This window comes from Burkholderia sp. MSMB617WGS, from assembly GCF_001532025.2.
Lineage (GTDB): Bacteria > Pseudomonadota > Gammaproteobacteria > Burkholderiales > Burkholderiaceae > Burkholderia > Burkholderia savannae.
Genome location: NZ_CP013458.1, coordinates 2754720 through 2774386 on the forward strand (window position 1 = coordinate 2754720; position 19667 = coordinate 2774386).

Below are 19667 nucleotides of genomic sequence, written 5' to 3' on the forward strand. Positions count from 1 at the left end.
TGAGTACGTCCTGTTGTCGTGATGCGGCCGGGGCCGGGCCGGGGCCGGGGCTGACGGCGCGGGTGTCGCGCGTCGCCGGGCGCACGCGCCGGTGGAGTGTAGGCGAAAGGCAATCGATGCGCACGCAACGTTCGCGCGCCGGGCGAAGCGATCTCGCCGCTTCGCGCCGTTCATAGTGAACTTCCGCGACGAATCGCGATCCCTTTATCGCGTGTCGTCGCGTGTCGTCGCGTGTCGTCGCGTGTCGTCGCGTGTCGTCGCGTGTCGTCGCGTGTCGTCGCGTGTCGTCGCGTGTCGTCGCGTGTCGTCGCGTGTCGTCGCGTGTCGTCGCGTGTCGTCGCGGGTCGTCGCGGGTCGTCGCGGGTCGTCGCGGGTCGTCGCGGGTCGTCGCGGGTCGTCGCGGGTCGTCGCGGGTCGTCGCGGGTCGTCGCGGGTCGGCGCGGGTCGGCGCGGGTCGGCGCGGGTCGGCGCGGGTCGGCGCGGGTCGTCGCGGGCCGGCGCGGGCCGGCGCGGGCCGGCGCGGGTCGGCGCAAGTGCGCGAGTCACCGTCGGCGGCCGGCTTCCGCTGCGAAACCGGCCGCATCCGCCCACGGCGCGCGCACGATCATCGAAAGCCACTGTTTTTTTGAAGGACTCAATGAAGAAGATTCTCGCTGTCATCGCTTTTCTCGCCGTCGTCGGCTGGCTCGCCGCGACGACGACCATCCTGCTCGCGCCCACCTCGCAACCGTGCACCGACGCATGGTTCGACGCGGTCGACAAGCAATTCCACATCACCGACGACGGTGGGCACGGCCCCGATCCCGGCAGCGGCGAATGGCTCGGCGCGGTCGAGCGCAAGGCGAAGCTGCCCGAAAACGACCATCTGCCCGAGCAGCAGCGTTGCGAGGCGATTCAGCGCGAGCTTTCGCATCGCACGTACATCGTCAACCCGCGCCTCGGCCTGCGATTCTCGCTCTGACGCTCGCGCACCCTTGCTCGCTCGCCGGCCGCGTCGCCGTCGCGAGCGGGCGAACGGGCGAGTGCGCGAGCACAACGCCGATGCGCGCCCGCCCGCATCGGCGCGCTCATTCGTTCGCCGCTACCCCGTGCTCGCCCGATTCGCGATCGCGCTCGACAGCCCGCCGCCCGCGCCGCCCGAGCGACGCGACCACCTGAAACGCGACCGGCGCGAACACGAGCCCGAACAGCGTCGCGGCGAGCACGCCGCCGAACGCGCCCGTGCCGATCGAGCGGCGGCTCTCGGCGCCCGCGCCCGTCGCGCTCACGAGCGGCACGACGCCGAGCACGAACGCCATCGACGTCATCACGATCGGCCGAAAGCGCGCCGACGCCGCGTCGACCACCGCCTGGCGCAGCGCGACGCCGCGCGCGTGCAGATCGCGCGCGAACTGCACGATCAGGATCGCGTTCTTCGCGGACAGCCCGATCACCGTAATCATCGCAACCTTGAAATACACGTCGTTCGGCATGCCGCGCAACTGCACGGCCGCCACCGCGCCGATCACGCCGAGCGGCACGACGGTCAGCACGGACAGCGGAATCGTCCAGCTTTCGTACAGCGCGGCGAGCGCCATGAACACCGCGAGCACGGATAGGCCGATCAGCAGCGGCGTCTGCCGCGCGGCGACGGTTTCCTCGCGCGCCGCGTCGACCCAGTCATAGCCGACGCCCGTCGGCAGGTTCGCGGCGAGCCGCTCCATTTCGGCCATCGCCGCGCCGAGGCTGTATCCGTTCGCCGGACGGCCGACCACGTCGAGCGACGGATAGCCGTCGAAGCGGTTCAGCGCGACGGGCCCGACGCTCCAGCGCCGCGACGCGATCGCCGACAGCGGCACCATGTCGCCCGTCTTGTTCGGCACGGAAAGCGCCATCAGTTGATCGTCGGTGCTGCGCGCGCCGGCGTCCGCTTCGATGATCACGCGCCGCATCCGCCCCGCCGCCGGAAAATCGTCGACGTAGTTCGAGCCGAGCAGCCCGCCGAGCAGGCCCGCGATCCGCTCGAACGGCACGCCGAACGCGTACGCCTTCGCGCGGTCGACGTCGAGCTCGACGCGCGGCGCGTCCGGCAAATCCTCGGTGCGCACGGACGCGAGCGCCGGATCGGCCTTCGCCGCGTCGGCGAGGCGCTCGCGCGCCGCCTTCAGCGCGTCGACGCCGATGCCGCCGCGATCCTCGAGCCGCAGCGTGAAGCCGTCCGAATGCCCGATGCCGGGCACCGACGGCGGCAGCGACGCATCGACGTCGCCGTCGCGAATCCGCGCGAACGCGCCGTTCAGCCGATCGCGCAGCGCGGCCGCGTCGACGCCGCGCTGCGCCCAGTCCTTCAGCTCGACGAACGCCATCGCGACGTTCTGCCCGCTGCCGGCGAAGCTCCAGCCGATCACGCTCGTCACGTTCGCGACGGCCGGCTGCGCGTGCAGGATCGCCTCCACCCGCTCGACGATCGCCATCGTGCGCGCCTGCGTCGCGCCCGCCGGCAGCTGGATCATCACCTGCAGTTGCCCCTGGTCCTCGGTCGGCAGGAAGCCGTTCGGCATCGCCCAGTACAGCGCCGCGCCGCAGACGAGCAGCGCCGCGTAGATCGCGGCCATCGGCCCGATGCGCGCGACCGTGCGCGCGGTGAGCGAGCGATAGCCCGCCGACGCGCGCGCGAAGCCCGCCGCGAAGCGGTCCGCCGCCCACGCGCCGAGCCCGCGCACGCCGCGCCGCCGCCCGATCCGCGCCCGCGCGCCGCCGGGCGGCAGCGGCTTGAGCAGGTTCGCGCACAGCGCGGGCGTGAGCGACAGCGCCATGAACGACGATACGAGCATCGACGCGATCATCGCGACCGAGAACTGCCGATAGATCCCGCCGACGCCGCCCGGAAAGAACGCCATCGGCACGAACACCGCGGTCAGCACGGCCGTCACGCCGACGATCGCGCCGACGATGCGCTTCATCGCGCGGCGCGTCGCCTCGCGCGGCGACACGCGCTCCTCCTCCATCACGCGATGCACGCTCTCGACGACGACGATCGCATCGTCGACCAGAATGCCGATCGCGAGCACGAGGCCGAACATCGTGAACACGTTGATCGACAGCCCGAACGCCCACATCGCGACGAACGCCCCCATCAGCGTGACCGGAATCACGATCGTCGGCACGAGCGTGCAGCGCAGGTCGCGCAGGAACAGCCACATCACGAAGAACACGAGGACGATCGCCTCGACGAGCGTCAGCACGACCTCGTCGATCGCGATGCGGACGAAATGCGCGCCGTCGAACGGAATGGCCACCGCGACGCCGGGCGGCAGCCGCTTCGACAATTCGGCGAGGCGCGCGCGAATCGCGTTCGACGTCTCGAGCGCGTTGCCGCGCGGGCCGAGCTGGATGCCGACCGTCGCGGCCGTCTTGCCGTTCAGCCGCGACGAGAACGAATAGTCGTCGCGGCCGAGCTCGACGCGCGCGACGTCCGCGAGCCGCACGACGGAGCCGTCCGGCTTCGCCTTCAGCACGATCCGGCCGAACTCGGCGGGCGATGCGAGCTGGCCCTTCACGATCACCGACGCGGTCGTCTGCTGGCCGGCGACGAACGGCGCATCGCCGATCGCGCCCGCCGTCACCGCCGCGTTCTGCGACGCGACGGCCGCGATCACGTCGTCGGCGCCGAGCCCGTACTCGCGCAGCTTCATCGGGTCCAGCCAGATCCGCAGCGCCTCGTCGGCGTCCCACAGCTGCGCGGAGCCGACGCCCGGCGCGCGCTTCAGCTCGCGCAGCACATAGCGGCTCAGGTAGTCGCTCAGTTGCGCGGAATCGCGCGTGCCGTCGGTCGACGTCAGCGCGACGAGCATCAGGAACGTGTTCGCCGCCTTGAACACGCCGATGCCCTGCTGGACGACCTGCTGCGGCAGCCGCGGCTCGACCTGCTTGAGCCGGTTCTGCACGTCGACGAGCGCGAGGTCCGGATCGGTGCCGGGCGCGAACGTCACGTCGATCTCGAGGTTGCCGTGGCCGTCGCTGCTCGTCTCGTAATAGAGCAGCCCGTCCGCGCCGTCGAGGCTCTCCTCGATGATGCTGCCGACGTCGCCGTCGACCGTCTCCGTCGACGCGCCCGGATAAGTCGCGTTGATCACGACGCGCGGCGGCGCGAGGCGCGGATACTGCGCGACCGGCAGCTGCGGAATCGCGAGCACGCCCGCGACGACGATCGCGAGCGCGACGATCCACGCGAAAACGGGGCGGTCGATGAAGAACGACGGCATGCGTGCGGCTCCGTCAGCGCGACGCGTTCAATTCGGCGCGCACGGTCGCGCCGATCACGCGGCGCGCGGCGGCCGCGCTCGCGCCGAGGCGCCCGAAGCAATCGAAGCAATCGGAGCAATCGAAGCAATCGAAGTGCTTGAAGCGCCTGAAGCGCTCACCGCGGCTCAGATCCGCGAAGAGCCCGCGCGGATCGCCGTGAAAATGCAGGAACGCCTTCGCGCGACGGGCGAAGACGCCGCGCGCCCGCTCGCTCAGCCAGGGCAGCCGGCGATTCTCGCTCGGCAGGTTTTCAAGCCGGTCCAGCGCCGCTGCGTCGGCGTGCTTCATCGATGTCTCCGTGATTGCGCAATCGTCGTTCGAATGGGGCGCGCCGGCATCCGCTCGCGCGCTCAGCGCGGCGCAAACGGTGGCGCGTCGGCGAGCCGCGCCATGTGCAGCACGTCGACCAGCTCGCCGGCGCGGATCGCGTAGCCGCGCGAGCGCCCCTCCTCGGTGAAGCCGAAGCGGCGATACAGCGCGATCGCACGCGCGTTGTCGGCGAACACCGTGAGCTCGACGCGGCGCAGGCCGAGCGCGCGGTCCGCGCAGTCGACGATCGCGGCCATCAGCGCGCCGCCGACGCCGCGCCCCGCATACGCGTCGTGCACGCCGATGCCGAGCAGCGCGCAGTGCGCGCGGCGGCCGGAAAACGTCTCGAGCCCGCCGTGACCGACGACGCGCCCGTCCACCTCGGCGCACAGGTTGACGCCGCCGCCTCGCCGCGCCGCGACCCGCATGAGCCACGCGGCGACCGCGTCGGCCGACGCGTGCGGCATCGCGAGCGTGCCGCGCTGCACGAGCGGCTGGTTGCGCATCTGCGCGATGGCCGCCGCGTCCGCCAGCTCGGCCGCACGCACGATCACGCGGCTCGCGCCCGCGCGCGACGGGTTCGCATCGGTCCGATCGCCTGCTCGTTGCGTCGTCATGCCGGAGGCTCGGAGGGGGCCGCCGCAAGCGGCGGCGAGTCCTTCAGGCGCGCGATCAGACAGCCGTCGACGAGCACGCCGTCGCGCAGCGCCGCACCGCGCTGCGTCGCCTCGATCTCGAAGCCGAACTTGCGATGGAACGCGAGCGCGACGAAATCGTCCGCGTACAGCTGCGCCTCGATCCTGCGCAGCCCGAGCCAGTCGTCGGCGATCGCGAGCGTCTCGCGCATCAGCGCGCCGCCGACGCCGCGACGATGCCACGCGTCATGCACGGCGATCGAGATCGACGCCGCATGCGAGCGCCGCAGCTTGCCCGGCGCGAGCTCGCTCCAGCCGACGAGCGCCTCGCCGATCCATGCGCCGAGCGCGTATTGCTCGCGCATCAGCGCATCGAGCCATTCGCGCCGCCTGTCGAGCGATGCGTGAGGCGCGCTCGCGAAGCGCCCGTCGATCGACGGCTGCCGCGCGAGCGCGTGCAGCGCGTCGGCGTCCGCCGCGCGCAGCGCGCGGATCGTCACGTCCGGCGGCGGCGGTGAACTCGCGGCGCGCTCCATCGCGTTACAGCGTCAGCTCGAACGAGCGCGCGAGCAGGCCCGGCAGCCTCGCGCCGCCCGTCGGCCGCTCGCCCCACGATTCGTCGCTCAGCAGCACTTCCGGCGTCGCGCCGAGCTGCTCGAGCTCGCCGCCGAGCAGCCGGTACAGGCTGTCGTCGAAGCGCATCGCATCGACGGGCGCGACGATCCTGCCGCCTTCGGCCCAGAACGTCGCGAAGCGCGTCATCCCGGTGATCCGGCAATTCATCTTGTCCGAGAAATTCAGATACCAGAGATTGCCGATGTAGAGGCCCGTGTCGAGCGCCGCGAGCACGTCGGCGTCGGCGAGCGCGCCGCCCGCGATCGACAGCGTCTCCGGCATCTCGTCCGCAGACGCGCCGTTCGGGCTCAGGCCGTGCTCGCGCGCGGTGCGCGCGCTCACGAGCCGCCCCGCGCTGCGCCCCTCGACGACGAGCGGCACGCTGTCGCGGCGATAGCCGTCCGCGTTGAACGCGGGCGCGACGCCGAGCGAAAAATCCTCGGTGATCGTCACGCGCGGATCGAGCGCCGCCTCGCCCGCGTGCAGCCGGTGCAGGCTGCTGCGCGCGCTCGCGTTCGCGCGCGCCGAAAAGCCGTCCCAGCGCAGCAGGCGGACGATCTCCGCGACCGCGGCCGGCGCGAGATACGCGCGGTAGCGGCCGGGCGCGAGCGCCTTCGGCGCGCGGCCGAGCACCGGCAAGCGCGCGGCGGCCTCCTCGACCTTGCGCGCGAACGCGGCGTCGCTCCACGCGTCGCCCGCGTAGACGGTCTTGATCGCGCGGCCGCTCGGGTCGTACAGCGACCAGCTGAAATCGAAATTCTCCACCTCGTGCCAGCCGCGGCTGCCCGCCGACGACGCGAAGCCGCGCACGAGCGAGCCGCCCGCGTAGAAGCCGACGAAGTCGAGCCCGCGCGCCGCTTCGGCGACGATGCGCGCGAGCGCGTCGGGGTCGGGCAGGCTGCCGGCGCGGCGGGTCGACTGCCGCCACGTCGACGTATCGAACAGCAGATGCGGATCGTCGGGCGCGTCGCGCAGGCCGTCGCGCAGCGTCGCGAGCGCATCCGCGAGCTCGGGCACGTCCGTCGCCGGATCGCCGCTCACCGTCTGCGTGAACGACGCCTGCCGCGCGTGCGCCACGAGCCGCACGCCGAGCTTGCCTTGCAGCACGCGCCCGGTCTGGCGAATTCTGCCCGCGTTGAAGCGGATGAAATCGGACGTCTCGCCGGCGAACCACAGCAGCACCGTCTCGCCCGGCTGCTTCAGCCGTTCGGCTTCGTCCGCGAGCCGCGCGAAATGCGCGTGCCAGTCGATCGGGGCGATCGGGGCCGCGCGCCCCGGCTTCGCGAAGTCGGTCATCACGCGCCTCCGAACACGTCGACGTCGGCGAACACGCAGGCGGGCGACGCGTGGCCGACACGGATGATCTGCGCGGGCTCGCCCTTGCCGCAGTACGGCGTGCCGTACACGCGGAACGTGCTTGCGTCGCCGACCGCGCGCAGGCTGCGCCAGAAGCTCGCGGAAACGCCGCGATAGTTCGGCCGCTTGACGACCTGCGTCAGCTCGCCGTTTTCGATCAGTTGCCCGAATTCGCAGCCGAACTGGAATTTGTTGCGGTGATCGTCGATCGACCACGACGTGTTCGTGCGCATCAGGACGCCGCGCTCGATGCCCGCGACGAGCGCGTCGAACGAATGCGAGCCGGGCTCGACGTTCAGGTTCGCCATCCGGTCGATCGGCGGCCGGTTCCAGCTCGACGCGCGCGCGTTCGCGACGCCCGGCAAGCCCGCACGCGCCTGCGACAGCGCGCCGCCGAGCGGCCGCTCGAGCACGCCGTCGCGGATCAGGTATTGCTTGCGCGCGGCGCTGCCGTCGTCGTCGAACGCGTACGACGCCGCCTCGCCGGACATCGCGGGATCGAACGTGACGTTCAAGAGCGGCGAGCCGTACCGGTACGAGCCGAACATCTCCGGCTTCACGAAGCTCCAGCCCGCGAAATTGCGCTCGTCGCCGAGAATCCGGTCGAGCTCGAGCGGGTGGCCGATCGATTCGTGGATCTGCAGCATCATCTGGTCCGGCATCAGCAGCAGGTCGCGTGTTCCGGCGGGGCAGTTCGGCGCGGCGAGCAGTTGCAGCGCCTCGCCGGCGACGCGCGCGCCCGCGCCGTCGAAGCCGTAGCGCGCGAGCACGTCGAGGCCGCCCTGCGCGAGCGTGCCCGCGTTGCCGAGCGTGCGCACCTGCGTATCGCCGCGCGCGTGCGCGACGACGCTCAGCTGCGGCATCACGTGGCGAAAGCGCTGATCGATCCGCACGCCGTCGCTCGTCACGTAGAGCTGATCGGCATGCACGAGCATCACGCCCGCCGTGCGCTCGACGATCCGCGCATCGACGGCCGCCGCCGCGCATTCATGCGCGAGGCGCTCGATCCATTCCGCGCGGGACGGCAGCGCCTCGTCCGCGTGCGGCGACGCATAGCCGCCGCTCGCGTCCGGCCGCGCAACCGCGCGATGGTCGATCAGCGACAGCGCCGCGCTCGCCTTCGCGCGCGCGGCGGCCGCATCGAGCGCCGCCTGCAGGCCGGCCGCCGACAGATCGGCTGTCGCCGCGTAGCCGGCGCCCGCGCCCGACCACGCAATCAGCATCGCGCCGCGGTCGCGCACGCTCGCGAGCGGCTGCGCGACGTCGTTGCGCACCGCGTGTTCGTCGATCCGTTCGTCGACGACGCGCAGCGACCAGAAATCGGCGTCGCTGCGCAATAGTCGGGCGGCTTGCGCCCAGCGTTCGTCAATCATCCGCCCTCTCTCGCACACTGCGCCGCGGCGTCAGCATCGACGACGCCAGCAGCGACCGCGTATACGGGTGCGACGGCGCGCCCAACACGTCCAGCGTGTCGCCCGCCTCGACCACGCGCCCTTCCTTCATCACGAGCACCCGATGGGCCATCGCCCGCATCACCGCCAGGTCGTGCGTGATGAACAAGTAGCTGAGTTTGTACTTTTTTTGGAGATTCGTCAGCAGGTTCAACACCTGTTTCTGGATCGACACGTCGAGCGCGCTCGTCGGCTCGTCGAGCACGAGCAGTTCCGGCTCGACCGCGAGCGCGCGCGCGATCGCGATCCGCTGCCGCTGGCCGCCGGAAAACTCGTGCGGATAGCGCAGCATCGCCTCGGCAGGCAGGCCGACTTCCTGCAACAGCCCGGCGATCCGCGCACGCCTCGCGTCGCCGGTGACTTCCGGCCGATGCACGGAAAGCCCCTCGCCGACGATCTGCTCGATCGTCATCCGCGGCGACAGCGAGCCGAACGGGTCCTGGAACACGACCTGCATGCGCCGGTACAGGCCGCGCCGGCCGCGCGCCGAGCGCAGCGCTTCGAGCGGCAGCCCGTCGATCTCGATTCCGCCCGCCGCCGGCCGCTGCAGCCCGAGCACGGCGGACGCGAGCGTCGATTTGCCCGACCCCGATTCGCCGACGATGCCGATCGTCTCGCCGCGCCGCAGCGCAAACTGCGCGTCGTGCACCGCGCGAAACGTCGTCTTGCCGAACAGCGCGCGCCAGCCTTTCGGCGCGATCCGGTAATCGACCGCGAGCGACTTGACGTCGAGGATCGTCCGCGCGGACGGCGCGACGGTTTCGATCGCGCGCTGCGGCTCGCTGTCGAGCAGGCGCTGCGTATACGGATGCTGCGGATTCGCGAACAGCGCATCGGTGTCGCCCGTCTCGACGAGCTCGCCGTGCTCCATCACCGCGACGCGCTGCGCGAAGCGCCGCACGAGATTCAGATCGTGCGTGATCAGCAGCACCGCCATCCCGCGCGCCGCCGCCTCCTGCTCCTGCAGCTCGATCAGCAAATCGACGATCTGCTCGCGCACCGTCACGTCGAGCGCGGTCGTCGGCTCGTCGGCCAGCAGCAGGCGCGGCCGGCACGCGAGCGCCATCGCGATCATCGCGCGCTGCCGCTGGCCGCCCGACAGTTGATGCGCGAAGCTGTCGATCCTGCGTTCGGGCTCCGGAATGCCGGTGCGCCGCAGCAGCTCGATTCCGCGCGCGCGCGCCTCGCCCGGCCGCAACCCTTCGTGCAGCCGCAGGCTTTCGGCGATCTGCTTGCCGATCGTGTAAAGCGGGTTGAGCGCCGTCATCGGCTCCTGGAACACCATCGCGATGTCCGCGCCGCGGATGCCGCGCATCTGCTGCTCGGTCTTCGCCAACAGGTCTTCGCCGTCGAACAGCATCCGTCCGGACAGCGTCGCGTGCTGCACGAGCCGCAGGATCGACAGCGCGGTGACGCTCTTGCCCGAGCCGGATTCGCCGACGAGCGCGACGCGCTCGCCGCGCGCGATCGACAGACTCAGTTCGCGCACCGCGATCTTCTCGCCGAACGCCGCGGAGAAACCGTCGATTTCGAGAAGCGGCCGGTTCATCGCGGACCTCCTCCGAACGCCGAGCCGCGCGTGCGCGTATCGAGCGCGTTGCGCAGCGCGTCGCCCATGAACGTGAGCAGCAGCAGCGTGACGACGAGCGCCGCGAACGCCGACATCGAGATCCACCACGCGTCGAGATTGTTCTTCCCTTCCTGCAACAGCTCGCCCAGGCTCGGCGTCGGCGGCGGCACGCCGAGACCGAGAAAATCGAGGCTCGTCAGCGACAGGATCGCCGCGCTCATCCGGAACGGCAGGAACGTGATGACGGGCGTGAGGCTGTTCGGCAGCACGTGCCGCCAGATGATCTGCCAGTTCGTGAGCCCCATCGTGCGCGCGGCCTTCACGTAGTCGAGCGCGCGGTTGCGCAGGAACTCCGCGCGCACGTAGTCGGACAGCACGAGCCAGCCGAACATCGACAGCAGGACGAACAGCAGCCACAGCGTCGGCTCGAAGATCGCCGCGAAGATGATCAGCAGGTACAGATCGGGCAGCGCGCTCCAGATCTCGATCAGGCGCTGCCCGATCAGATCGGCGCGGCCGCCGTAGAAGCCCTGCAACGCGCCCGTGAGCACGCCGATCGTGACGCCCGACACCGTCAGCGCGATCGCCATCAGCACCGACAGCCGGAAGCCGTACAGAAGACGCGACAGCACGTCGCGGCCGAACTGGTCGGTGCCGAGCCAGTTGCTCGCGGACGGCGGCGCCGGATACGGGCGCGACGCGAAATAGTCGATCGTGTCGTAGCGATAGCGGTTCGGCGGGTAGATCGCGAAGTTGCCGTTCGCTTCGATCTTCGAGCGGATGTACGGATCGAGATAATTCGTCTTCGCCGGAAAATCGCCGCCGAACTGCGCCTCCGGATAATCCTTCAGGATCGGAAAATAATAATGCCCTTCGTAGCGGACGACGAGCGGCCGGTCGTTTGACAGCACGTCGGCGAACAGGCTGATCGCGAACAGCGCGGCGAAGATCACGAGGCTCCAGTAGCCGAGCCGCTGGCTGCGAAAGCGCAGCCACGTGCGCCGCCACGGCGACGGCGACGCCGCGCACGCGACGCACGCGGGATCAGTGGTCCACGCGGTGGAATTGGATGCGGGGGTCGACGAGGACATAGCAGACGTCAGCGATGAGTTTAGTGACGAGACCGATCAGCGTGAACAGGAACAGCGAGCCGAGCACGACCGGATAGTCGCGGCGGATCACCGAGTCGTACGACAGTTGCCCCATGCCGTCGAGCGAGAACAGCGTCTCGATCAGCAGGTTGCCGTTCAGGAACGCGCCGACGAACGCGGCGGGCAGGCCGGTGACGAGCGGAATCGCCGCGTTGCGCAGCACGTGCTTCCACAGCACGTCGCGCTCGGGCGCGCCCTTCGCGCGCGCGGTCAGCACGTATTGCCGGCCGATCTCTTCGAGAAACGTGTTCTTCGTCAGGATCGTGACGATCGCGAAGTTGCCGACGACCGATGCGGTGACGGGCAGCACGACGTGCCACAGATAATCGAGCGCCTTGCCGAGCGCGGTGAGCTCGTCGAAGTTGTCCGACGTGAGGCCGCGCATCGGGAACACCTGCCAGAACGTGCCGCCGCCGAACAGCATCAGCAGCAGCACGCCGAGCACGAAGCCGGGAATCGCGTAGCCGGCGAGCACGAGCACGCTCGTCACGGTGTCGAAGCGCGAGCCGTTGCGCACGGCCTTCGCGATGCCGAGCGGCACCGAGATCAGATACGTGAGGATCACGGTCCAAAGCCCGAGCGTGATCGATACCGGCAGCTTCGAGCGGATCACGCCCCACACGCTCTCGTGCGCGTAGTACGACTGCCCGAGATCGAACGTCGCGTAGCTCTTCAGCATCATCACGTAACGCGTGAGCGGCGGCTTGTCGAAGCCGAACTGCTTCTTGATCTGCTCGATCTGCTGCGGATCGACGCCCTGGCTGCCGTGATAGCCGCCCCCGCCGCCGCCCGCCTCGCCGCCGCGCGCGGTGCCGTGGCGCAGTTGCGTCAGCACCTGCTCGACCGGGCCGCCCGGCACGAACTGCGTGACGACGAACGTGATCGTCACGACGCCGACGAGCGTCGGCACCATCAGCAGCAATCGTCTGAGAATGTATGCAAGCATCGTCGCTCCCCGCTAGGCGGCCGGTTCCGGCTCTTGCGCAACCGCGCCGGCCGCCGGCTTCTTCCTGAACCAGTAATCGATGATCCAGTCCTCGTATTGATAGGATGCCGGAATGACCGGCGGATGCCCATACGTCGTCTTGTAGGCGATCCGCGCGTTCGGCAGGTAATACTGCGGCACGAGGATGTACAGGTTGATCAGCACGCGGTCGAGCGCGTGCGTCGCCGTCTTCAGCTCGTCGAGCGTGTTCGCCGCGAGCGCCGCGCGGATCAGCGCGTCGACCGCCTTCGAGCGCACGCCCGGGTAGTTCTCCGAACCGACTTCCGACGCCGCCGCGCTGCCGAAGCGGCGCACGAGCTCGGCGCCGGGAATCGTGACGGGCGGATAGATGAGCGTCGTCATGTCGTACTGGAAGTTGTCGAGGCGCTTCTGATACAGCGCGCTGTCGATCTCGTGCATGTGCGCATGGATGCCGAGCATCCCGAGCGCCTGGATGTACGGCAGGATCAGCCGGTCCATGCCCGGCTCGTCGTCCATGATCTCGATCGTCATCGCCGTGCCGCTCGCGTCGCGCAGCGCGCCGTCGCGATAGTGCCAGCCGGCCTGCGCGAGCAGGTCGCGCGCCTCTTTCAGGTTCGCGCGCAGCGAGCCGGGCGGCACCGTCGACGGCTGCTTGACCATCGGGCCGAACACTTCGGGCGGCAGTTCCGCGCGAAACGGTTCGAGCAGCGCGAGCTCCTCGCTGCTCGGCATTCCGGACGCGCCGAACGGGCTCGCCTCCCAGAAGCTGTTCGTGCGGCGATATTGCCCGTAGAACATCATCCGGTTCATCCAGTCGTAATCGAACGCGAGCGCAAGCGCATGACGCACGCGCGCGTCGCGGAACTTCGGTTCGCGCATGTTGATGAGGAAGCCCTGCATCTGCGCGGGGCCGTCCGGGAACTCACCCTTCTTCAGCATGCCGTTTCGGAAGTTCTTGCCGACGTAGCGGCGCGCCCATTGCGTCGAGCTGTATTCCATCCGCACGTCGACATCGCCCGCCTTGAACGCTTCGAGCATCGTGTATTGATCGAGATACAGCTTGAACGACACGCGCGCGAAGCGGAACATCCCGCGCCGCGTCGGCAGATCGGCCGCCCAGTAACGCGGATTGCGCACGTAGGCGATCTGCTTGTCGTTCTTGCGCTGCTCGATCAGGTACGCGCCGCTCGCGATCGGCGGCTCGCTCACGATCTGGTCGAACGGCGGCCGCGTGCCGTCCGCCCGCATCCCCCATTTCGGCGAGAACACCGGCAGGTCGCCCGCGATCAGCGGAGCCGCGCGTTCGGGGCGCTTGAAGTCGAAGCGCACCGTCAGCCGGTCGACAACCGTCGCGCGCTTGATGACCGCGAACTGCGCGTTGACCAGCGGCGACGCCTGCGGGCTCGTCAGCATGTCGAACGAATACTTGACGTCGGCCGCGGTGATCGCCTCGCCGTTCGAGAAGCGCGCGGCCGGATTGATGTGGAACGTCGCCGAGCCGCCGTCGGGCGCGACGTCGACGTTGTCCGCGATCAGCGGATATTCGGAGGCGAGCTCGTCCCAACTGCGCTGCATCAGCGTGTCGAACATCAGGTTCTGGATGTCCGGCGCGGGCGAGCCGCGCACGAGGAACGGATTCAACGAATCGTAGCTCTGCGCCTCGTTGTAGTTTTCGAAATTCAACGGGCCGTCGTTCGGCGCGTCGGGGTCCGCATAATCGAAATGCGTGAAGGTCGGCGGATACTTCGGCTCGCCGTATTGCGCGAGCGCCGTGGCGGCGAGCGCGTGCGACGGCGCGGCGGCGCTTGCGACGAGCATCCCGCACGCGATGGCCGCGATCCGCACGGCCGCCCAAGCGCGCATCGCCCAGCTCGCGTCGAACGGCAAACGCAACTTCGTTGGTCTCATCGTCACCTGCGTACGATCGCATCGGCGCTGTGCCGACGCAGAGTCAATTCTCGCGCGACGCGGCGGCATGAACGGCAACGCGCGTCCAGTCCCGTTTCGTCGCTGTTTGCCTGCTGCATCGCAGTACTCCGGCATCGGATAAAAAGAGGCCGCTCCAAAGGGGTGGTTAGGGAAGCGGAGCGGCCCGTCGAATGCCAAAGGACGATGCGAAACGGCGTCAGAACTTATAAGTCGCGCCGACCTGGATCACCCGCCCGTAGTACATGTACAGCGACTGGTCGTAGCCGTTCTGGTTGAGCGCGTTCTGCCAGACCGGATCGAACGGCGGCGCACGGTCGAAGATGTTGTTGATCCCGCCGTACAGCGTCCAGTTCTTGAAGCCGGTGTAGCTCGCGTACAGGTTGAACTGGCTGTACGAGCCCACGTGGTCCGCCGCCTGCGTCGGCGCGGCCACGCCGAGCGCCTGTGCGTACGGGCCCGTGAATTCCCAGCTCAGCGTCGCGTTCCACTTGCGATACGCCCAGTTCAGCGACGTATTGCCCTTCCAGCGCGGGATGCTCGCGCCGAAAGGCTGCGTGATCGCGAAGTTGTTGCCCGCCGAATCGACGGTCGCCGAGCCCGGGAAGCCGATGTTGAAGTGATGCACGTATGCCCAGTCGGCCGACAGCGTGAACGTGCCGTACTTCGTCGGCAGCGCCTGGCGGAACGTCATCTCGAAGCCGTCGGTTTCGAGCGTGCCGAGGTTCTGATACGGCAGCACGACGTATGTGATCTGCCCCGTCGCCGGATCGCGCACGACCTGCGACGGGTTGTTCGCCGCGATCACCGAGTTCAGGCTCGCCTGGCCGATCACGTTGTCGATGAAGATCTTGTAGAAGTCGAAGCCGAAATCCGTATAGCGCGTCGGCGAAGCCTGGAAGCCGAGGTTGATGTTGCGCGTGCGTTCGGGCTGCAGGCTCGTGTTGCCGGTCTGCAGCGTGTTGACGAGCGTGTTGCCGAACGTTTGCAGGCCGATGTTCTGCGACGGCGTGTTCTCGACGAACGTCGGCGCGCGGAAGCCGCGATTGTACGAACCGTACATCGTGAATTCCTTGATCGGCTGGTAGCGCAGCGCAAAGCGGGGCGAGAACGCGCCGCCGAAATCGCTGTAATGGTCGTAGCGGCCCGATTGGCTGAACGTCAGGTTCTTGATGATCGGGATATCGAACTGATAGTAGACCGCCGCGACGTTGCGCGAGCCGTTCACCGATTGCGTCAGCGGGTTCAGCACCTGCCCGCTCAGCGCCTCGGAGCCCTGCCCGATGAATTCGCTTTCGTGCAGGAACTGCGCGCCGAGGCCGAAGCCGACGTCGCCCGTGGGCAGCTTGAACAGGTTCGGCGTCGACAGCGTCGCATCGACCGCGTCGAGCTTCGACACGCCGAGGTTGGTCGTCGACATGTACAGCCCGTTGAACGCGTTGGGCGTCGCCGACGGGTTCGCGAAGTTCAGCGTGCCGTTCTGATAGATGTCGTTGACGACGGACGCGTTCAGCACGTTATTGAACGTGTTGGACACGACGCTCTGCGAATGCGAGTAGGCCGCCGACCAGTCCCAATCGCCGTACGGCAGCGTGAACGAACCCTTGACGCCCGTCGCGGCGCGCCAGAAGTTCGAGCTCGTCCGGTCGGACGCCGCAGCCGGAAACGTATAGGCGAGCGGCGTATCGACGCCGAACGGGTTGTACGGATTGCTCGCGGGCACGACCGAATTGAACTGGCTCAGCTTGCCGGTCGCCGGATTGAGGACGAGGCTCGGCGACGTCGGGCTGCCCACCGTCAGCACGCCGTTGTTCTGCACCGTCGTATTGTTGCTTTCCCACAGATCGGCGAACGCTGTCGTCTTGTCGTCGATCTTGAAGTCCGCATGCACCTTCGCGCTCAGACGCTCGGTCCACGGCGCGATCGACGTCGATTCCGCCGAATTGAAACTGCACACGGTGCCGCCCATGCCGGCACCCGCGCTCAGATAGTTGCTCGCGGCGGGGCGCACGGCGCCGCCGAACGGGCAGCCGCTGAGCGCCTGCGCGGTCGCGCCACCGTTGGTCTGCCAGAACGACGGCGCGAGCAGCGAGAGGCCGCCCGCCTGGTTCGTGAAATCCTGGTTCTTCGTCGTGTCGCGATCGGCGATCGTGAAGCCGTTCGCCTTGTAGTAGCTCGCGGCCGCCGTGATGTTGAAGCGGTCCGAGTTCAGATCGCCGAAGCCGCCGAGAATGCTGAACTTCGTCGTGCCGTCGCCGCCTTGCGTCGCGCCCGAGTAGCTGCCGTCGAGCTGCAGCCCCTGATAGTTGTGCTTCGTGATGATGTTGACGACGCCCGCGATCGCGTCCGAGCCGTACTGCGACACGGCGCCCGTCTTCACGATCTCGATGCGGTCGATGATGTTGAGGGGAAGCGTGTTGAGGTCGAAGAACGTGTCGGTGCCGTTCGACGCGAACGCGTACGGCGCGACGCGCTGGCCGTCGACCATCACGAGCGAGTATTTCTCGCTCAGGCCGCGCAGCGCGATGCCCGCGCCGCCCGCGGCGAAGCCGTTCGTCTGCCCTTCGCTCCAACTGCTCGCGGAGTTCGCCGACACGCCGCGCAGGAAGTCCGCGACGTTCGTGTAGCCGCTGTCCTGGATGTCCTTCGCGGTGACCGTCTGCACTTGCTGGAAGCCGACCTTGTCGGCACTGCGAATCAGCGAGCCCGTCACCTCGAAGCGCTTGATCTGCGCGACGCCGTTCTTCGCGGCCGGTGCAGCCGGTGCAGCCGGCGTCGCGCCCGCCGCTTCGGCGGCGCCCGAGGCGGCCGCGGGCGCCGCCGCGGCCGGCGCGGAGACCGCGCCCGTCGCGCCCGTCGCGCTCGCCGCCGCATCCGCCTGCGCGAGCGCGACGCTCGCGCCTTGTGCCGATGCCGCCGCGCCGGCAGATGCCGGCTGGCTCTGCGCGAACGCGGGCGCCGCCAGCGTGGCCGTCAACGCCAACTCGGCCCAGACGATCCGCTTGATCGCCAACGCCAATGCTCTTTGCTTCATCTTTCCCCTCTCACTCGTCAGTAAGACCCCACCCGTTGCGCGCGGCAATCTTTTGAACCCCGCGCCCGACTCGCGGCACTCGCGTACCGCCCCCGCTGCCGCCCGACTGCCCGCCGGACGCCGCCAAACGATCGACGCGCTCGCGTCTTCACGGCCCTTCGCTTCTTTTCAATTTGTTAGGTTCACGAAATTTCTACGAAGCGAGCCCTGTTATTCGTTTCTTTTCATCCCGTCTGCTTCGGCATCTCACCGCCTCATGACATCAGGATTCCTTACATTTACATTCGAAGATCAAACCGAGTTGCCAGGCTTGCTCAGAACAACCTGGGCGTCCCCACCCAGACGACCAGCGCCTCGCTGTCTCCGCCGTTGCGCCACGCATGCGGCGTCGTCGATTCGTAATGCGCGGTGTCGCCCGCCGCCAGCGAGAACGTCACGTCCTCCAGCGTCAGTTCCACGCGGCCGCTCACCACGTACAGAAACTCCTCGCCCGCGTGCGTCGTGACTTCCGAAAGCGGTTGCGCGGCCGGCATCCGCACGAGAATCGCGTCGAGTTGCCGGCCGTCGACAACGTTCGTCAGGCGCGCGAACGCGTTCGTCGAGTTCGCGAGGCTGAAATACTGCAGCGCCTCGCTGCGGCATACCGAACGCGCTTCGGTCGGCGCATCGACGAAGTAATGCATCGTCACGCCAAGCGCACGCGCGATCCCGACGAGCGACGTGATAGACGGCGTCGCGCGTCCGCGCTCCACCTGCGACAGAAACGGCTTCGAAATGCCGGCCGCCGCCGCTGCTTCGTCGAGCGTGAGCTTGAGCCGCTGGCGCAGCGCTCGTATCTTGTTTCCAATCGAGGCTGCGACTACCGCCGATTCGTCGAGTGGCAAAACCATGGCAACACGCAATCCCGCGATCAAGAATCGTTTTTGATGAAGAAGCCGGCTGCGCTGCGCCCGCGCAGCACGCATCGCGAAGCGGCGACCCGCCATACGCGATGCGGGCCGCGCGGGCGACGTGCACGCCTTGCGCAAGCTGTCCGGGAACGTCCCGAGCCCGGATGCGCCGCGCAAGATGGCACCGTTCGTTTCACCGATCAGCAAAGCCGCTCCTTTCCCCGTGTTTCGCCGATAACCGCCGTTCCCGCCCCTCCAAGCGCGCGAGCGCCGCTACCTCGCCGCGACGAGCGCCCACAGTCTTGCGAGATCCGCCGAGCCGTCGCCGCCCTGCACGCTGCGGAAGGTCTGCACCGCGCGCGCCTTCTCGCCCGCCACGTAGTACGCTTCGCCGAGCCGCAGCCGCGCTTCGTCGACATGCTCGATGCCGCCCTTCGCAAGCGCCGCCTCCATCGCCGCGATGCCCTGCTTCGCCTGCCCGGCGAACACGAGATTCATCCCGGCGTCGAGCGGCGCGACGGGATTCGCGTTGTCGGCCGGCGCCTGCGCGCGCTTCGCCGCGAGCGCCTGCAGCCGCTTCTCGCGATCCGCGCCGGCATCGCGCCCGAGCGTGCCGGACGCGAAGCCCTGATCGATCACCTGCTTCGCTTCCGCCGCCGAACCCGCGACGAGCGCCAGCTGCGTCATCTCCATGTATGCGTCGGCGCCGTTCAGCGCGCCTGTCGCGCGCCGCAGCCGATACATGTCGAGATCGAGCGACGACAGATAGCCGGGCTTGTCGCGAATCGAACGAAACAGTTCGTCCCAGTACGCGGGGTTCGGGTGATACGCGACGAGCTTCTCGAGCGACGCCCGATAAGTCGCCCCATCCTTCATCTTCTGCGCGCATGTGCCTAGCATCTGCAACTGCGCCTCGTCGGGCGCGTGTCCGGCGCGCGCCTGCGCGTCGACGCTCGGCTTGAGCTGGCTCACCACCGCCGCGCAATCGTTCGACAGGTAGTACGACTGAACCAGCAGCGTGCGCATGTCCGGATCGCCGCCCCCTGCCTTCAGATAGCGCTGCGCGATCTTGATCGCCTGCGGATAATTCCGCTGCTGGAAGTAGACGCCGGCGAGCGCCGCCGTCGTGCGCTGCTCGTCGTCCTTCGACAGCCGGCCGGAACCCAGCACCGCCTCGTACGCCTGGATCGCCGTGCCGGTACCGCCCGCCGCCATCGCCGCCGCGCCGCGCATCTCCTCGACCATGTAGGTCTCGTACGGCGTCTTGTTCGGCACCGCCGCGGCCTGCGCGATCTTGCCGAGCGCATCGCGGTACTTGTGCGCTCGATACAGGTCCTGCGCGGCGCCGAGCGGCCGCGCGACGTCCGGGCGCAACGTTTCGGCGGCGGCCGCCGCGCCGAACGGCGCGGCGACGACGCAGCAGCCCCCGAGCGCGGCCGCCAGCACGGCGCACTTCAACCATCGTTGGATCATGGGACA

At 68.9% G+C, this 19667-nt stretch carries 14 protein-coding genes; 1 reads left to right on the top strand and 13 read right to left on the bottom strand.

The genetic code is table 11. From position 1 onward, the window contains the following. Window positions 1-211 precede the first annotated feature (211 nt). Window positions 212-961: a hypothetical protein gene (locus WT60_RS34235; RefSeq protein ID WP_145986944.1), complete on the top strand. Its 750-nt coding sequence runs from the start codon at window positions 212-214 to the stop codon at window positions 959-961. A 106-nt stretch (window positions 962-1067) separates the two neighbouring features. On the opposite strand, the gene WT60_RS32980 is transcribed toward WT60_RS34235, so the two are convergent. From WT60_RS32980 to WT60_RS33040, 13 genes are all read right to left on the bottom strand, one after another. Further along, entirely contained in the window at window positions 1068-4244 is a 3177-nt protein-coding gene (locus WT60_RS32980) for a multidrug efflux RND transporter permease subunit (protein ID WP_060356914.1), read from the bottom strand. Between the two features lie 13 nt (window positions 4245-4257). Next, window positions 4258-4572 (bottom strand): hypothetical protein, encoded by a 315-nt coding sequence (locus tag WT60_RS32985; RefSeq protein ID WP_060356913.1) that lies wholly within the window; start codon window positions 4570-4572, stop codon window positions 4258-4260. 62 nt (window positions 4573-4634) lie between these two features. Then, window positions 4635-5210 (bottom strand): GNAT family N-acetyltransferase, encoded by a 576-nt coding sequence (locus tag WT60_RS32990; RefSeq protein ID WP_038749086.1) that lies wholly within the window; start codon window positions 5208-5210, stop codon window positions 4635-4637. After that, on the bottom strand, window positions 5207-5764 hold the full coding sequence (locus WT60_RS32995; RefSeq protein ID WP_060356912.1) for a GNAT family N-acetyltransferase: 558 nt from the start codon (window positions 5762-5764) through the stop codon (window positions 5207-5209). The genes WT60_RS32990 and WT60_RS32995 overlap by 4 nt, the downstream gene beginning before the upstream one ends. A gap of 4 nt (window positions 5765-5768) precedes the next feature. Beyond that, a complete protein-coding gene (locus WT60_RS33000) occupies window positions 5769-7139 on the bottom strand; it encodes a metallopeptidase TldD-related protein (RefSeq protein ID WP_060356911.1) in 1371 nt (456 codons plus the stop codon). Further along, entirely contained in the window at window positions 7139-8572 is a 1434-nt protein-coding gene (locus WT60_RS33005; RefSeq protein ID WP_060356910.1) for a TldD/PmbA family protein, read from the bottom strand. Before WT60_RS33005 ends, WT60_RS33000 begins: the two co-directional genes overlap by 1 nt. Continuing rightward, window positions 8565-10199: a dipeptide ABC transporter ATP-binding protein gene (locus WT60_RS33010; RefSeq protein ID WP_060356909.1), complete on the bottom strand. Its 1635-nt coding sequence runs from the start codon at window positions 10197-10199 to the stop codon at window positions 8565-8567. The genes WT60_RS33005 and WT60_RS33010 overlap by 8 nt, the downstream gene beginning before the upstream one ends. Further along, window positions 10196-11311 carry an ABC transporter permease gene (locus tag WT60_RS33015; RefSeq protein WP_059579812.1) on the bottom strand — a complete coding sequence of 372 codons (1116 nt, stop codon included), beginning with the start codon at window positions 11309-11311 and terminating at the stop codon, window positions 10196-10198. The genes WT60_RS33010 and WT60_RS33015 overlap by 4 nt, the downstream gene beginning before the upstream one ends. After that, window positions 11265-12317: an ABC transporter permease subunit gene (locus WT60_RS33020; protein ID WP_038749069.1), complete on the bottom strand. Its 1053-nt coding sequence runs from the start codon at window positions 12315-12317 to the stop codon at window positions 11265-11267. The genes WT60_RS33015 and WT60_RS33020 overlap by 47 nt, the downstream gene beginning before the upstream one ends. Window positions 12318-12329: 12 nt before the next feature. After that, a complete protein-coding gene (locus WT60_RS33025; RefSeq protein WP_038749104.1) occupies window positions 12330-14201 on the bottom strand; it encodes an extracellular solute-binding protein in 1872 nt (623 codons plus the stop codon). Between the two features lie 262 nt (window positions 14202-14463). Next, window positions 14464-17298 carry a TonB-dependent receptor gene (locus WT60_RS33030; RefSeq protein WP_059670777.1) on the bottom strand — a complete coding sequence of 945 codons (2835 nt, stop codon included), beginning with the start codon at window positions 17296-17298 and terminating at the stop codon, window positions 14464-14466. 314 nt (window positions 17299-17612) lie between these two features. Continuing rightward, entirely contained in the window at window positions 17613-18188 is a 576-nt protein-coding gene (locus tag WT60_RS33035; protein WP_038749063.1) for an XRE family transcriptional regulator, read from the bottom strand. Between the two features lie 273 nt (window positions 18189-18461). After that, window positions 18462-19661, bottom strand: coding sequence for a tetratricopeptide repeat protein (locus WT60_RS33040; protein ID WP_060356908.1), 1200 nt, complete (start codon window positions 19659-19661; stop codon window positions 18462-18464). Between the last annotated feature and the right edge of the window lie 6 nt (window positions 19662-19667).

Excerpts from the sequence above, each read along its gene's own strand:
- WT60_RS32980 (WP_060356914.1), bottom strand. The coding sequence starts at position 4,244 with ATGCCGTCGTTCTTCATCGACCGCCCCGTTTTCGCGTGGATCGTCGCG.
- WT60_RS32985 (WP_060356913.1), bottom strand. The coding sequence starts at position 4,572 with ATGAAGCACGCCGACGCAGCGGCGCTGGACCGGCTTGAAAACCTGCCG.
- WT60_RS32990 (WP_038749086.1), bottom strand. The coding sequence starts at position 5,210 with ATGACGACGCAACGAGCAGGCGATCGGACCGATGCGAACCCGTCGCGC.
- WT60_RS32995 (WP_060356912.1), bottom strand. The coding sequence starts at position 5,764 with ATGGAGCGCGCCGCGAGTTCACCGCCGCCGCCGGACGTGACGATCCGC.
- WT60_RS33000 (WP_060356911.1), bottom strand. The coding sequence starts at position 7,139 with ATGACCGACTTCGCGAAGCCGGGGCGCGCGGCCCCGATCGCCCCGATC.
- WT60_RS33005 (WP_060356910.1), bottom strand. The coding sequence starts at position 8,572 with ATGATTGACGAACGCTGGGCGCAAGCCGCCCGACTATTGCGCAGCGAC.
- WT60_RS33010 (WP_060356909.1), bottom strand. The coding sequence starts at position 10,199 with ATGAACCGGCCGCTTCTCGAAATCGACGGTTTCTCCGCGGCGTTCGGC.
- WT60_RS33015 (WP_059579812.1), bottom strand. The coding sequence starts at position 11,311 with ATGTCCTCGTCGACCCCCGCATCCAATTCCACCGCGTGGACCACTGAT.
- WT60_RS33020 (WP_038749069.1), bottom strand. The coding sequence starts at position 12,317 with ATGCTTGCATACATTCTCAGACGATTGCTGCTGATGGTGCCGACGCTC.
- WT60_RS33025 (WP_038749104.1), bottom strand. The coding sequence starts at position 14,201 with ATGCGCGCTTGGGCGGCCGTGCGGATCGCGGCCATCGCGTGCGGGATG.
- WT60_RS33030 (WP_059670777.1), bottom strand. The coding sequence starts at position 17,298 with ATGAAGCAAAGAGCATTGGCGTTGGCGATCAAGCGGATCGTCTGGGCC.
- WT60_RS33035 (WP_038749063.1), bottom strand. The coding sequence starts at position 18,188 with ATGGTTTTGCCACTCGACGAATCGGCGGTAGTCGCAGCCTCGATTGGA.
- WT60_RS33040 (WP_060356908.1), bottom strand. The coding sequence starts at position 19,661 with ATGATCCAACGATGGTTGAAGTGCGCCGTGCTGGCGGCCGCGCTCGGG.